Source organism: Streptomyces sp. WAC 06738 (genome assembly GCF_003945505.1).
Taxonomy (GTDB): Bacteria; Actinomycetota; Actinomycetes; order Streptomycetales; family Streptomycetaceae; genus Streptomyces.
This window is the reverse complement of the sequence record NZ_CP029618.1, coordinates 4,336,961-4,350,000: the sequence shown is the minus strand read 5'-3', so window position 1 is coordinate 4,350,000 and position 13,040 is coordinate 4,336,961. Positions and strand designations below refer to the sequence as shown.

Annotated in this window: 14 protein-coding genes (1 of these 14 cut by a window edge); 3 read left to right on the top strand and 11 right to left on the bottom strand. The window is 74.4% G+C overall.

All coding sequences use genetic code 11. The features are described from left to right. On the top strand, positions 1-613 hold the 3' portion of the coding sequence (gene trpS, locus DMB38_RS18885) for a tryptophan--tRNA ligase (RefSeq protein ID WP_125936180.1). The gene continues 449 nt to the left of window position 1, outside the view; the window shows 613 of its 1,062 coding nt (coding positions 450-1,062); its start codon lies off the left edge, out of view; the stop codon is at positions 611-613. Here the strand turns inward: trpS and DMB38_RS18880 are convergent. Then, positions 591-1,409: a DUF4097 family beta strand repeat-containing protein gene (locus DMB38_RS18880; RefSeq protein WP_125936179.1), complete on the bottom strand. Its 819-nt coding sequence runs from the start codon at positions 1,407-1,409 to the stop codon at positions 591-593. The genes trpS and DMB38_RS18880 overlap by 23 nt on opposite strands. An 85-nt stretch (positions 1,410-1,494) precedes the next feature. Continuing rightward, positions 1,495-3,258 (bottom strand): histidine kinase, encoded by a 1,764-nt coding sequence (locus tag DMB38_RS18875; RefSeq protein ID WP_125936178.1) that lies wholly within the window; start codon positions 3,256-3,258, stop codon positions 1,495-1,497. Between the two features lie 109 nt (positions 3,259-3,367). On the opposite strand from DMB38_RS18875, the gene DMB38_RS18870 reads away from it, so the two are divergent. Continuing rightward, positions 3,368-4,072: a VTT domain-containing protein gene (locus tag DMB38_RS18870; RefSeq protein ID WP_125936177.1), complete on the top strand. Its 705-nt coding sequence runs from the start codon at positions 3,368-3,370 to the stop codon at positions 4,070-4,072. Here the strand turns inward: DMB38_RS18870 and DMB38_RS18865 are convergent. The 8 genes from DMB38_RS18865 to DMB38_RS18830 form a co-directional block, all read right to left on the bottom strand. After that, positions 4,015-4,779, bottom strand: a complete 765-nt coding sequence (locus DMB38_RS18865; protein ID WP_276314960.1) for a response regulator transcription factor — start codon at positions 4,777-4,779, stop codon at positions 4,015-4,017. The two genes, DMB38_RS18870 and DMB38_RS18865, sit on opposite strands and share 58 nt — an antisense overlap. A gap of 11 nt (positions 4,780-4,790) precedes the next feature. Beyond that, positions 4,791-5,618: a pyrroline-5-carboxylate reductase gene (proC, locus tag DMB38_RS18860; protein ID WP_125936176.1), complete on the bottom strand. Its 828-nt coding sequence runs from the start codon at positions 5,616-5,618 to the stop codon at positions 4,791-4,793. A 93-nt stretch (positions 5,619-5,711) separates the two neighbouring features. Further along, complete coding sequence (locus tag DMB38_RS18855; protein WP_125936175.1) at positions 5,712-6,449, bottom strand: ABC transporter permease; 738 nt, start codon at positions 6,447-6,449, stop codon at positions 5,712-5,714. Then, positions 6,446-7,255 carry an ABC transporter ATP-binding protein gene (locus DMB38_RS18850; protein ID WP_125936174.1) on the bottom strand — a complete coding sequence of 270 codons (810 nt, stop codon included), beginning with the start codon at positions 7,253-7,255 and terminating at the stop codon, positions 6,446-6,448. Before DMB38_RS18850 ends, DMB38_RS18855 begins: the two co-directional genes overlap by 4 nt. A gap of 96 nt (positions 7,256-7,351) precedes the next feature. Beyond that, on the bottom strand, positions 7,352-9,487 hold the full coding sequence (locus tag DMB38_RS18845; protein WP_125936173.1) for an MMPL family transporter: 2,136 nt from the start codon (positions 9,485-9,487) through the stop codon (positions 7,352-7,354). Positions 9,488-9,647: 160 nt separating this feature from the next. Beyond that, positions 9,648-9,941 (bottom strand): hypothetical protein, encoded by a 294-nt coding sequence (locus DMB38_RS18840; RefSeq protein WP_047017074.1) that lies wholly within the window; start codon positions 9,939-9,941, stop codon positions 9,648-9,650. Between the two features lie 13 nt (positions 9,942-9,954). Beyond that, positions 9,955-10,341, bottom strand: a complete 387-nt coding sequence (locus tag DMB38_RS18835) for a winged helix-turn-helix domain-containing protein (protein WP_125936172.1) — start codon at positions 10,339-10,341, stop codon at positions 9,955-9,957. Between the two features lie 112 nt (positions 10,342-10,453). Further along, positions 10,454-11,668, bottom strand: a complete 1,215-nt coding sequence (locus tag DMB38_RS18830; protein ID WP_125936171.1) for an MFS transporter — start codon at positions 11,666-11,668, stop codon at positions 10,454-10,456. A 116-nt stretch (positions 11,669-11,784) separates the two neighbouring features. Between DMB38_RS18830 and DMB38_RS18825 the strand changes: the two genes are divergently transcribed. Continuing rightward, a complete protein-coding gene (locus DMB38_RS18825) occupies positions 11,785-12,375 on the top strand; it encodes a TetR/AcrR family transcriptional regulator (protein WP_125936170.1) in 591 nt (196 codons plus the stop codon). A 48-nt stretch (positions 12,376-12,423) separates the two neighbouring features. On the opposite strand, the gene DMB38_RS18820 is transcribed toward DMB38_RS18825, so the two are convergent. Beyond that, entirely contained in the window at positions 12,424-12,927 is a 504-nt protein-coding gene (locus tag DMB38_RS18820; RefSeq protein WP_125936169.1) for a hypothetical protein, read from the bottom strand. Positions 12,928-13,040 lie beyond the last annotated feature (113 nt).

Below are 13,040 nucleotides of genomic sequence, written 5' to 3'. Positions count from 1 at the left end.
CGATGCCGACGAGGTGCCCGTCGGCGACGACCAGGCGCAGCACGTGGAGCTGGCGCGGGACCTGGCGCAGCGGTTCAACCAGCGGTACGGGCGGGTCTTCACCGTGCCGCGGGTCACCCGGCCGTCCGTCGCCGCGCGCGTGATGAACCTCCAGGATCCGCTGTCGAAGATGGGCAAGTCCGACGACGGGCCCGCGGCGCGGGCCGGCATCGTGCATCTCCTCGACGAGCCGGACGCCGTGCGGCGGAAGGTGATGCGGGCGGTGACGGACAGCGGTGCCGAGGTGACGTACGACCGGGAGGCGCAGCCGGGGGTGGCGAACCTGCTGGAGATCCTGGCCGGGTGCAGCGGGCGGAAGCCGGCGGAGCTGGCGGGTGAGTACACGTCGTACGGGCAGCTCAAGCGGGACACCGCCGAGGCCGTGGTGGAGGCGCTGCGGCCGGTGCGGGAGCGGCACGCGGAGCTGAGTGCCGATCCCGCGTACGTCGAGGGCGTCCTGGCGCGGGGGGCGGAGCGGGCACGGGGGATGGCGCGGCCGCGGGTGGACGCGGCGTACGACGCGGCCGGGTTGCTGCCCGCCTTCGGCGCCGTCAGCTCGACGGGCGGATCGTGACGCTGCCGTCCCCCGTGGTGGCCTTGATGCGGTGCGGGCTGGCGGGGTCGCGCGGGACGGTGACGTCGGTGCTGCCGTCGCGTACGTCGGTGCTCACCCGGTAGGGCGCCCTCGGCACCTCCAGCGTCAGGCCGCCGTCGCGGGTCTCCGCGGTGACCTGGTCCGGGGTTTCGGTGAAGCCCAGGTGCAGGCTGCCGTCGCCGAGCGCGGCGGTGACGCGGGTGGCGGTGAGGCCGGTGGCGCGGACGGAGCCGTCGCGGGCGTCGAGTTCGACGGGGCCGGCTGCGCCGTCGATGCGTACGGAGCCGTCGCGGGCCTCGATGTTCAGGGGGCCGCCGGCGTCCGCGACCTCCACCGCGCCGTCGCCGCTCTTGATGTCGAGGCGGGTGTCGAAGCCGTCCGCCTCGATGCGGCCGTCGCTGCCGTCGATCTCGACGTCGAGGTTCCGCGGCACCTCGACGCGGTAGCGGGAGTCGCAGCTCACGATGACGCCGCTGCACTTGGTGCGGAAGTGCAGGGTGTCGCCGTCGACGGACCACGTGGTGCCGACGTCCCCGTTCCACTTCTCCGCCTTGAACCAGCGGGTGACGTCGATCTCGCCGTCCTCGCGGTCGACGGGCACCAGCTCCACGGCGGTGTCGTCGGCGTCGATCGTGAGGGTGGTGGCGTCGGCGCCGATGCGGAAGGTGCGGTGCTCGGCTTTGCCGTCGCCGACCGCCTGGGTGCAGGCGGTCGCGACGGCGGCGAGGGCCAGTGCGAGCGCGGGGGCGGCGAGGGCTGCGGGCTTCGGCTTCATGTCGTACGACGCTACGGACGGCCGCGCCCGCGCCCCATCCTGCGGGCCACCGGGCGCAGGTGGGGGTAACCCCCGGGTGGGCGGGCTACGGGTCGGCGTCGACCTTGTCCTTGTGGGAGAGGCGGCCGTCGGTGAAGCAGAGGCGGTAGGACGGATCGAGGGTGAAGGGGGTGGTGCGGTAGAGGACGCAGTCGTCGGTGCCCGGTGGGTCGGCGGGGGCGGCGGCGGGGCGGGTGTTGACGTCGGCCTCGTAGGCGGGGAGGCGGTGCTCGACGGCGTCGCGCGGCTGGCCGATGCGGAACGAGTCGTACGTGCCGGTGTCGAGGACGGAGCGGTACGAGGTGTACAGGTCGACGCCGAAGAGGAGCGCGCCGAGGACGATCGTGCCGACGACCGGGATCCAGATCGCGTCGAGGATGCCGCGGCGTACGCGGCGGCGCGCGGCGGCAAGTTCGCGCCGGGCGGCGTACTCGCGCGGCGGGGCGGGGGCGGCGCCGGGGGTGAGGGGGAGGCGGGCGGTGACGGCGAAGCCGCCGTCCACAGGCTGTGCACGGAGGGTGCCGCCGGCGAGGCGGACGCGTTCGTCGAGACCGACGAGGCCGTAGCCGCCGGGTGTTTCTGATGCTTTCAGGGCCTTTGCCGTGCGCGGTGGCGGCGGGCCGTTGACGACGGTGACCTCGGCGTGGTCGCCGTCGCGGCGGAGGCGGACGGTCACGGGGGCGCCCGGAGCGTGCTTGGCGGCGTTGGTCAGCGCCTCCTGGACGACGCGGTGGATCGCCCGGTCGGCGACCGGCGGGAGGGGGGCGGGAGGTTCGCCGCCCGGGGACGGGTCGTGCGCCGCGGTCCGGTCTCCGCCTTCGCCGCGTACGAGCTCCACCTCCATCCCCGACGCGGCCGCCCGCTTGACCAGCTCCTCCACCCTGTCGTCCGCTGGGTGCACGGGTGCGCCCTCGTCATCCTCGCGGAGCACGCCGATGACTTCGCACAGCCGCTCGGTGGCCGCCGCCGCGGCCTCGCGGAGTTCGGCGGCCTCCTTGCGGGCGGGCTCGTCGAGGCCCGGGGAGACCTGGAGGGCCGCGGCGCGTACGGCGATGAGGGTCAGTTCGTGGCCGAGGGAGTCGTGCATGTCGCCGGCGATACGGGAGCGCTCGCGCAGCCGGGTGCGGTCGGCGGTCAGCTCCTGCTCGCGCTCCAGCCGCTCGGCCAGCTCCCAGCCGGTGCTGACGAGCGCGGCGTGCTGCCGCGCGTACCGGCCGAGGAGCCACGGGAGCACCATCGCGAAGAGCACGGTGAGCACGAGCGTCGCCCAGCCGGCGAACGTCGCGTCGGGGACGGCGCGGACGAGGACGAGGCCGGCCGCGGCGATGGCGCAGAAGAGCGCGAGCGCCCGGCGCGGGCGGTCGGTGCGGCGGCCGAGGAGGAAGGAGAGGGCGACCTGGGCGAGGACGAACTGGTTGGTGAAGAACTCGGGCGTCGCGGCCAGCGCGAGGCCGGCGGGGATCGCGGCGGCGAGCAGGGGGCGGGAGCGGCTGACGGCCACCGCGAGGGCGAGGAGGGGGACGGCGGCGATGCGTATCCAGCGCAGGTCGACGCCGGCGGCCTGCTCGGCGCCGGGGAGGCCGGCGGCATAGGCGGCGGGGAGGGTGAGGACGAGCCAGAGGAGCAGGTCCGCGGCGCGTTCGCTGCGCAGGAGGCGGCGGAGGGCGGCGGCCGGGGCGGGGCGGCGGCGCCCGGGGCGGTCGCCGTCCCGGGGGCCGCCCTCCGGGGGGTCGCTTGCGCGGCGGCTCGGGCGGAGGCGGTCGGGCAGCGGGCGACGCGGGGTGCCGGGCAGCCGGTCGGTGCCGGTCATGCGGCCACGGTACGGGGGGCGGGGACCGCCGGGCACCTGACGAAAGTCAGGGGGCGGTCCTGACTTCCGTGCGCGGTGGCGCACGGGCCGCGTTCCTAGCGTGAACTGCATGAATGACACGATCATCCACGCCGTCGAGGGCGTGGTCAGCACCCCGTGGGTGTACCTGGCGCTCTTCGGCATCGCCGCGCTGGACGGCTTCTTCCCGGTGGTGCCGAGCGAGACGCTGGTGATCACCCTGGGGGTGTTCGCCGCGGCCGACGGGCAGCCGGACGCGGTCCTGGTGGCGGCGGTGGCGGCGGTGGGGGCGCTGACCGGCGACCACATCTCGTACGCCCTCGGGCGGCGGGCCGGGCCGCGGGTCTTCGACCGGCTGCGGCCGGGGAGCCGCGCGCAGCGGGCGTACGAGCGGGTGGGGCGGATGCTGGCGGAGCGGGGCGGGCTGGTGCTCGTCGTGGCGCGCTACATCCCGGGCGGCCGGACGGCGGCCACGCTCACGACGGGGGCGACGGGATTTCCGCGCCGGGCCTTCACGCGGTACGCGGTCGTCGCGGCGGTGACCTGGGCGGCGTACGGGACGACGCTCGGCTACGCCGGCGGCGCGGCCTTCGAGGACGAGCCGCTGCGCGGGGTGGCGCTGGGGCTGGGGCTCGCGTTCGGCATCACGCTGCTGCACGAGGGCGTACGGGCCTTCCGGCTGCGGCGGCGCACGGACGGGGGCACCGGCGGCGGTGCCCGCGCGGGGGACGCCGCGGGTTACGGCGAGCCCTGCGCCGGGGGCCCGGCGTCCTCGCCGACGAGCCCGGCTTCGTAGGCGAGGATCGCGGCCTGGACCCGGTTCCTCAGCTCCAGGCGGGCCAGCACCTGGCTCACGTACGCCTTCACCGTGCCCTCCACCAGGTGCAGGCGGCCGGCTATCTCCGCGTTCGACAGCCCGGCGCCGACGAGGGCCAGCACCTCGCGCTCCCGCGGGGTGAGCGCCGCGGCGCGCTCGCGCGCCTCCTTCTCCCGGGTCAGCCGGCCGCCACTGACCCGCTGAATGACACGGCGGGCGACGTGCGGCGAGAGGTACGAGGCGCCGCCCGCGGCGGCGCGGACGGCGGCCATCAGCTCGTACGGATCACCGGACTTGAGGAGGAAGCCGGCGGCGCCGCTGTCGAGGGCACCCGCGATGTACTCGTCCTCGGAGAAGGTCGTGAGCATCACCACCGCCGTCCCGGGCGCGGCCCGGCGCAGCTCGGCGGCGGCGCCCAGGCCGTCGAGCACGGGCATGCGGATGTCGAGCAGCGCGACGTCGGGGCGGTGCCGCCGGGTCAGCTCGACGGCCTCGCGGCCGTCGCCGGCCTCGGCGACGACCTCGATGTCCGCCGCGGCGGCGAGGATGGCGCGCACCCCGCCGCGGACCATGGCCTCGTCGTCCGCGAGCAGGACCCGGATCGGCTCACGCCCGGACGGATCCGGTCCGGACGTGCCCGGTCCGGACGTGCCCGGTCCGGCAGGCGGGGGCGGCTGCGCTGTCATCTCCGGCTTCCCTACGCGCGCTTGGCGTCCGGCGCCGGGCCCGTGCCCAGCTCTCGGCTGCGGTCGCGGGCGGCTTCGATCGCCGCGATCAGCGCGGCCCGTACGCCGTGGTTCTCCAGCTCACGGATCGCGTTGATCGTCGTGCCCGCGGGGGACGTGACCGCCTCGCGGAGCTTGACCGGGTGCTCGCCGCTGTCGCGCAGCATGACCGCGGCGCCGATCGCGGCCTGCACGATGAGGTCGTGGGCCTTCTCACGCGGCAGGCCCAGGAGGATCCCGGCGTCGGTCATGGCCTCCACGAGGAAGTAGAAGTACGCCGGTCCCGAGCCGGACAGGGCGGTGGCGGCGTCCTGCTGCGCCTCGGGGACGCGCAGCGTCTTGCCGACGGGCTTGAAGATCTCCTCGGTCCGCGCCAGGTGCTGCTCCACGGCGTGCTTCCCCGCGGAGATGACGCACATCCCCTCGTCCACGAGCACGGGCGTGTTCGGCATGACGCGGACGACCGGGGCGCCCTCCGGCAGCCGCTCCTCGAAGAAGCCCGTGGGGATGCCGGCCGCGGCGGAGACGACGAGCCGGTCCGCCGGCACGTGCGGCGCGAGGTCGTCCAGCAGCGTGCCCATGTCCTGCGGCTTGACGGTGAGGATGAGGGTGTCGGCGCGCTTGGCGGCGTCGCCGTTCGAGACGGGCTCGACACCGTAGCGATGGCGCAGCTCCTCCGCGCGGTCCTGGCGGCGGGCGGTCACGAGCAGGTCGCCGGGCGACCAGCCGGCGCGGATCATGCCGGAGAGCAGCGCCTCGCCGATCTTTCCGGCGCCGAGTACGGCGACTTTCTGGGTCATGCGGTCCATCCTCGCACCGCGGCCCGACACCCCGCGAAGTTATCCACAGCCCGGACGGGTCCGCAGGTCACGTCGCCAGGTCAGGCCGGGAAGTCACGCCGTACGGCGCCGGAGCGTCACCGCGCCGAGGCCGAGCACCAGCACCGCGCTGCCGCCGACGACGGCGACGTCGCGGAGGAAGTCGCCGGTCACCTCCTCGTGGTCCAGGACCTGATTCATGCCGTTCACCGCGTACGACATCGGCAGCGCATCGGAGATCGCCTCCAGCACCGGCTGCATCGAGTCCCGGGGCGCGAACAGCCCGCACAGCAGCAGTTGCGGGAAGATCACCGCGGGCAGGAACTGCACGGCCTGGAACTCGCTCGACGCGAACGCCGAGACGAAGAGCCCGAGCGCCGTGCCCAGCAGCGCGTCGAGCAGCGCGACGACGAGCAGCAGCCAGGGCGACCCGGCGAAGCCCAGGTCCAGGACCCAGACGGCGAGCCCCGCGGCCAGCGACGCCTGGACCGCGGCCAGGGCGCCGAAGGCGAGCGCGTAGCCGAGGATCATGTCGCCCTTGCCCAGCGGCATGGCGAGCAGCCGTTCCAGCGTGCCGGAGGTGCGTTCGCGCAGGGTGGCGATGGAGGTCACCAGGAACATGGTGATCAGCGGGAAGATGCCGAGCAGGGAGGCGCCGATGGAGTCGAAGGTGCGCTTGTCGCCGTCGAAGACCCCGTAGAGCAGCGTCATCATGACCAGCGGCACGCCCAGGATGAGGCCGACGGTGCGGCGGTCGTGGCCGAGTTGCCGCAGGACGCGGCGCGCGGTGGCGAGGGTGCGGGTGGCGTTCACGGGGCGCCGTCCCCGCGGTCCCCGTCCCCGTTCCCGTCCGTGCCTTCGTGCCGCCGCTCCCGCTGCCCGGCCGCCGCCACGAGCCGCAGGAACGCCTCCTCCACCGTCTCGCTGCCGACCCGCTCGCGCAGCCCGTCCGGGGTGTCGTCGGCGAGGATCCGGCCCGCGCGCATGAGCATCAGCCGCTGGCAGCGCTCCGCCTCGTCCATCACGTGCGACGAGACGAGCAGCGTGGCGCCGCGCTCCGCGGCGATCTCGTGGAACAGCGCCCACAGGTCGCGCCGGAGTACGGGGTCGAGGCCGACGGTCGGCTCGTCGAGCACCAGCAGTTCCGGGCGGCCGAGGAGCGCGACGGCGAGGGAGACGCGGGCGAGCTGGCCGCCGGAGAGGCGGCCGGCGAGCCGGTCGCCCTCGCCGGTGAGGTCGACGTCGGCCAGGGCTCGGGCGACCTGGGTGCGGCGTTCGGCCCGGGAGGTGCCGGGTTCGAGGATGGCGGCGAAGTAGTCGAGGTTCTGCCGGGCGGTCAGGTCGCGGTAGACGGACGGCTCCTGGGTGACGTAGCCGATGCGGTGGCGCAGGCGGGCGGCGCCGGCGGGCGCGCCGAGCACGTCGAGGGTGCCGGTGACGCGGGCCTGGGTGCCGACGATGGCGCGCATGAGGGTGGTCTTGCCGCACCCGGAGGGGCCGAGGAGGCCGGTGACCTGGCCGCGCGGGACGTCGAAGTCGAGGTCGTGGAGGACGGTGGCCCCGCCGCGGACCACGGACAGCCCGCGGGCGTGGACGGCCCCCGGTCCGATATTCATCATGCGTTGAACATCCTGGGGACCCGGAGCGCTGTCAAGGAGCGCAGGGGCACCCGGCGTGCCGGGTGCCCCTGCCTGTCGCCGTACGGACCGGAGCCCTCAGGCCCGTACGCGATCCGCCTCCGGCAGCCCGGCCGCCGTGTCCGCGGCCGCCGGCGGACGCCGCGTCTCCCGCCGGAAGAGGGCGCCCGGCCACCACGTCCATTTCCCGAGGTCGAGCGCCAGCGCCGGCACCATGACCGTGCGGATGAGGAAGGTGTCCAGCAGCACGCCCACCCCGACCAGCACGCCCATCTGCGCCATCGTCACCAGCGGCAGCCCGGCGAAGACGGAGAACGTCGCGGCCAGCACGATGCCCGCCGACGTGATCACGCCGCCGGTCGACGCCAGGCCGGTGAGGACCCCCTTCGCGTGGCCGTGGAGCGCGACCTCCTCCCTCACCCGGGTCATGAGGAAGATGTTGTAGTCGATGCCGAGCGCGGTCAGGAAGACGAAGCCCATCAGCGGGATGGACCAGTCGACCGCGGCGAAGTCGAAGACGTGGTCGAAGAGGAGATACGACGCCCCCAGGGCGGCCACGTTCGACAGCACGGCGGTGGCGAGCAGCACAAGAGGTGCCACCAGCGCGCGGAGGAGCCCGATCAGCACCAGGAAGACCACCAGCAGCACGATCGGCACCACCACCCGCAGGTCGCGGTCCGCCGCCCGCTGGGTGTCCAGCGCCTCCGCCGTCGTGCCGCCGACGAGGGCGTCCGCGCCGTCGACGGCGCCCACGGCGGTGCGCAGGTCGTCGATGGTGTCCTTGGCGGCGTCCGAGTCGGGTTCGTCGTCGAGGGTGACGCGCAAGGCGGACAGGTCGCCGGTGGTGCCGCCGTCGGCGACTCCCGCCACTCCGTCGACCTTCCCGGCCGCGGCCCGTACGGCATCCTTCGCGTCGGCGTTGGTGACGATGTCGGCCGGGTCGGAGGCGCCGGAGGGGTAGTGCGCGGAGATGCGCTCCTGCGCGACGACCGACTCGGGCTTGTCCTGGAACAGTTCCGACTGCTTCAGACCGAAGTCCATGCCGACGACGCCGAACACGAGCAGCGCGGTCACGCCCAGCGACATCAGCCACGACCAGCGCGGCCGGCGCGCGACCGCGGCGCCGATCCGGGACCACACCGTGCGGTGCCCGTGCACGGGGGTGCCGTGACGCGGCACGAACGGCCAGAAGACCCACCGGCCGACGATCACCAGCAGCGCCGGCAGCACCGTGACCAGCGCAAGGAACGCGCACACCGCGCCGACCGCGCCGACCAGGCCGAGGGAGCGGGAGGAGCTGATGTCGGCGAAGTACAGGCAGGAGAGGCCGACCGCGATGGTCGCCGCGGAGGCGAGGATCGCGGGGAAGCAGCGGCGCAGCGCCAGTTGCATGGCCTCGTGGCGGTTCTCGTGGCGGTGCAGCTCCTCGCGGTAGCGGGCGATGAGCAGCAGCGCGTAATCCGTACCGACGCCGAAGACGAGGACCATCAGGATGCCGGCCGACTGCGGGTCGACGGGCAGGGAGGCGTGCTTGGCCAGGAGGTACGTGGCGGCCTGGGTGAGGACGGCGGCGAAGCCGACGGCCAGTACGGGGAAGAGCCACAGGACGGGGCTGCGGTACGTGATCAGCAGGAGGACGGTGACGACGGCCAGGGTCGCCAGCATCAGCGTCGCGTCCAGGGAGTCGAAGACGGCGACGGAGTCGGTGAGAGAGGCCGCCGGGCCGCCCACCTCCACGTCGACGCCCGGCGGGACGCCGTCGGCGGCCACCTCGCGTACGTCCTCGACGGTGTCGGTGAGGCCGTCGTCCTCGTCGGTGATGGGCACGACGGTCATCAGCGCGCCGCCGTCGTCGGAGGGCACGGGCGGGGTCACGCGCTCGCCCGGGGCGACGTACGGCGCGAAGGCCCGTACGTCCGCCTCCGCCTTCTGCCGGCCGGCGTCCGTCATCGCACCGTCCGGCACGCTGTAGACGGCGACGGCGGGCATGACCTCGTCCTCGGGATCGCCGCGGAACTTCTCCAGCTCCGTGTTCAGCTCGGCGGACTCGGCGCTGCGCGGCAGAAAGGCGTTGGGGCCGGTGTCCTCGACGTCGCCGAGCTTGCCGGCCAGCGGGCCGAGCGCGACCAAGAGGAGTATCCAGGCGGCCAGTACCAGCCATTTCGTGCGCTGCCCTCCGGGTGCAGCCACGAGCTGCTTGATCCGAGCGGACATGGGATGGTCTCCTTCTGAATGAGGTGAGTCGGCGCACGACTGACCCGCACCGCGGCCGCTGTGGTTTGCCGACCTGGCCGTGGCGCGGAAGTGTGCCGGGGATTGCTTCGTCCTGGTACGGGCCGGAAGTTGCCGCTTCCGGCCCGTACGCATGCCGGTGCTACTCGATCTCGCGCATCATCTTCTCCATCGAGGTGATGGAGCGCCGCGCCTCGGTGAGTTCGTCGATGCTGCGGCGGTGCAGTTCGAGGTTGTCCTCCAGCAACTGCTGGTATTTGATGGCCAACTGCCGGTACTGCTCCTCGCGGGCCGCGAGCATCTTGGCCCGCCAGGTGGCGGCGATCTGCCAGACCACCACGATCAGCAGCGCGAAGAACCCGGCGGCACCGACCGCGCCGACCACGGCACCGACCGTGTCGCCGCTGTCGGCGAGGTGCACCGTCTGCTCGTTCATGTGGCTTCCTCTTTCACCGTCTCGGACTTCCCGGTGCGGGCCTTGTCCTTCCCGGGGGCTCGCCTTCCGGCTCGCCGTCACCGTCGCCGAGGGTGCGGGCGACCTCCGTGATCAGCTCGGGGGTCAGCTCGTACCGGAACGAGACCACCTCGTAGAACTTCATCGCCTTGCCGTCCTCCGACAGCTCCAGCGAGCCGGTGATCAGGCCCGCGGCCTCCAGCCGCTGCAGGTGCATGTGCAGCAGCGGGCGGCTCATGCCGATCTCGCGGGCCAGCCGGCTGACGTAGTTCCGGCCCTGGTGCAGCGCGGCGACGATCCGCAGGCGGTGCGGATTGCCGAGCGCGGCGAGGACCTTGAGCAGTTCGTCTCCGGACGGGGCCGGAGCGGGCGTCCGTGCCATCTGCGGCCCCTTCGTGCGTCGGTGTGTCAGTCCAAGCTGACAGGTGGCGCGACCACCTGTCAAAGAGTACTGACACATGTCCGGGTCGTCTGGGGGTGACCCCGGGCGGGCCTCAGGGTTTCCCCTGAGTGGCCCGGCGGGAGGCGAGGCCGAAGAGGGCGAGCGCCACGAGCTGCGCCGCCGCCGCGCCGGCCGGGAGCGCGCCGCTGCCGTACGCGTCGAGGAGGACGCCGCCGACCGCGCCGCCGGCGGCGACACCGAGGTAGACGGCGCTGCTGTTGAGCGCGAGGGCCTGGGCCCCGGCCGGTCCCGCGAGGCGCAGCAGCCGGGCGCTGGCGGCCGGCGGGATCCACCAGGCCGCCGCCGACCACAGCAGGAGCAGCGGCACCACCAGCACCAGCGGCGCGGGGCGCAGCGGCCAGCAGGCGACGAGCCCGAGCATCACCAGCGCGAACGCGCCGCAGCCCATCAGCAGCGCGCGCTCCGCGCCCCAGCGGTCGGCGGCGGGGCCGCCGAGCTGGCTGCCGGCGATGCCGGCGGCGCCGGCCAGCACGAAGATCACGCCGAGCCCGGTGGGGCCGACGCCCGCGAGGTCGCGGAGGTAGACGGCGAGGTACGTGACCACCATCAGGTTGCCGAGTACGGCGACGGCGGTGGCGGCGAGGCCGAGGAGCAGCGCGGGGCGGGCCAGCGGGGTCAGCCGGTCGGCCAGCCGCAGGGCCTCGCCGCGGGGCGGCTCGGGCAGGGTCGCGTACAGGGCGGCGAGGGAGGCGACGCCGAGGAGGCCGCCGAGGACGAACGCGCCCTGCCAGCCGGCGACCGCGCCGACCCAGGTGCCGAGCGGTACGCCGAGCAGCAGCGACGTGGTCAGCCCGGCGAAGACGGTGCCCATGTAGCGGCCCTGCCGCTCCGGCGGGGCGAGGGCCGCGGCGGCGCCGAGGGCGCCGGGCACCACGATGGCGGCGGCGAGCGCGGCGGCCACCCGCAGGGCCATGAGGACGGGGAACGAGGCGACGAGCGGCATGGCGAAGTTCGCGGCGGCGAACACCGCGAGGGCGACGGTGAACAGCGGGCGGCGGGGCCAGGTCGCGGTGAGCACGGAGGCGACGGGGGCGGCGAGCGCGAGCACCAGGGAGAAGACGGTGACGAGCTGCCCGACCGCGGCCTCGGAGACGTCCAGGTCATCGGCGATGCCGGGGAGCACGCCCGCGACGAGGTAGTCGTCGGTGGAGAATGTGAAGGTCGTCAGCGTGAGCGCGATCAGCCAGCCCGGCAGGGAGCGGCGGAGGGGTGATGCGGCCTTCTGCAGGGTGGGATTCTCGTCCATGCCGTTAAGGTAACAGTCGTTACCCTAACGGCGTCCACCGGTTTCCGGGCCCCCGCGCGTACGTGCGCTCCACGGGTGCGTACGCGGGTGGCCCGGCGGTCCGTACCAGGAGTGCCATGCCCAGACCCGCCGACCCGGCCCGCAAGACCGCCCTGCTCGACTCGGTCGTGGACTACCTCGTGGACCACGGCCTCGCCACCCTGTCGATGCGGCCGCTCGCCAAGGAGCTGGGGCAGAGCACGCGGGTGCTCACGCACCACTTCGCCGGCAAGGCCGACCTGCTGGCCGCCACGCTGGCGCGGCTGGACGAGCGGCAGCGGGAGTGGCTGGCCGGGCTGCCCGGCGCCGACGGCGAGATGGGCATGGGCGAGGTCGTACGGGCCACGTGGGAGTACCACCTGACGCCCGAGCATCTGCCGCTCACCCGGCTCGTCCACGAGATCGAGGGGCTCGCCGCCGGGGACCGGCTGGGCGGGGCGACGTCACGGCTGCTGGCGGACCGGGTGGAGTTCGTCGCGGGCTGGTTCCGCGACCGGGGGGTGCCTGCGGAGGCGGCGACGGGCTACGCGACGCTGCTCAACGCGGCCTTCGCGGGACTGCAGATCGACATGCTCAACACGGGCGACCGGGAGCGGACCACGGCGGCGGCGCACCGGCTGGCGGACCTGGCGGACGGGTGGGTGGCGGCGTACGCGGGGGCGCGGTAGGGGGCGTAGGCGGCGGGGGCGTGGGGGCGCGTGGGGGCCCGGGGCGGGTCAGCGGCGCTTCTTGCGCTTGCGCTTGGCGGGGTTGCCCGTACGGGACGAGCGGCGGCGCGCGTGCTGCTCCAGCCGGTGCTCGTAGTCCTTGCGGAGCATCCCCTCCCCGGGGGCCTCGACGAAGCTGCGCACCGTGTACGCCAGCAGCACGCCGACGAAGCCTATGACCCGGATCGGCCGCCACGAGCTGTCCGCGGGCCCGGCCTCGTGCGGGCGGCTGAAGCCGCCGAGGGTGCGGGTGAAGGCGAGCGAGCTGCAGACCGCGAAGGCGGCGATCATCAGCAGTTGGATGATGCCGCCGCTGTCTGCGAGCTGCAGGCCGTTGTACGACAGCGCCAGCACGAACGCGCCGGCGGCGGCCAGCACCAGGGCCAGGGCGGCGACGCCGACGCGGCGGGCCCAGTAGCCGCGCGAGCGGTCGACCCAGGTGGTGCCGAAGAACCGCAGGGGCTCGGGCAGCGGCGCGCCGTCGTGGCTCTCTGACTGCTGGTTGTCGCTCACGCACCCGATTATCGCGGAGCCCTCCGCGGCGTGTCCCGCCCCCCTGGGGACCGGGCCGAAGGCCGCCCCTGGGGGAGCCGGGGTACGGGCGCGGCCGCGCCGCTGCGGGCCGC

Bases quoted from the DNA above. Each gene is read 5' to 3' on its own strand.
- DMB38_RS18880 (WP_125936179.1), bottom strand. From the start codon at position 1,409: ATGAAGCCGAAGCCCGCAGCCCTCGCCGCCCCCGCGCTCGCACTGGCC.
- DMB38_RS18875 (WP_125936178.1), bottom strand. From the start codon at position 3,258: ATGACCGGCACCGACCGGCTGCCCGGCACCCCGCGTCGCCCGCTGCCC.
- DMB38_RS18870 (WP_125936177.1), top strand. From the start codon at position 3,368: ATGAATGACACGATCATCCACGCCGTCGAGGGCGTGGTCAGCACCCCG.
- DMB38_RS18865 (WP_276314960.1), bottom strand. From the start codon at position 4,779: ATGACAGCGCAGCCGCCCCCGCCTGCCGGACCGGGCACGTCCGGACCG.
- proC (WP_125936176.1), bottom strand. From the start codon at position 5,618: ATGACCCAGAAAGTCGCCGTACTCGGCGCCGGAAAGATCGGCGAGGCG.
- DMB38_RS18850 (WP_125936174.1), bottom strand. From the start codon at position 7,255: ATGATGAATATCGGACCGGGGGCCGTCCACGCCCGCGGGCTGTCCGTG.
- DMB38_RS18845 (WP_125936173.1), bottom strand. From the start codon at position 9,487: ATGTCCGCTCGGATCAAGCAGCTCGTGGCTGCACCCGGAGGGCAGCGC.
- DMB38_RS18840 (WP_047017074.1), bottom strand. From the start codon at position 9,941: ATGAACGAGCAGACGGTGCACCTCGCCGACAGCGGCGACACGGTCGGT.
- DMB38_RS18835 (WP_125936172.1), bottom strand. From the start codon at position 10,341: ATGGCACGGACGCCCGCTCCGGCCCCGTCCGGAGACGAACTGCTCAAG.
- DMB38_RS18830 (WP_125936171.1), bottom strand. From the start codon at position 11,668: ATGGACGAGAATCCCACCCTGCAGAAGGCCGCATCACCCCTCCGCCGC.
- DMB38_RS18825 (WP_125936170.1), top strand. From the start codon at position 11,785: ATGCCCAGACCCGCCGACCCGGCCCGCAAGACCGCCCTGCTCGACTCG.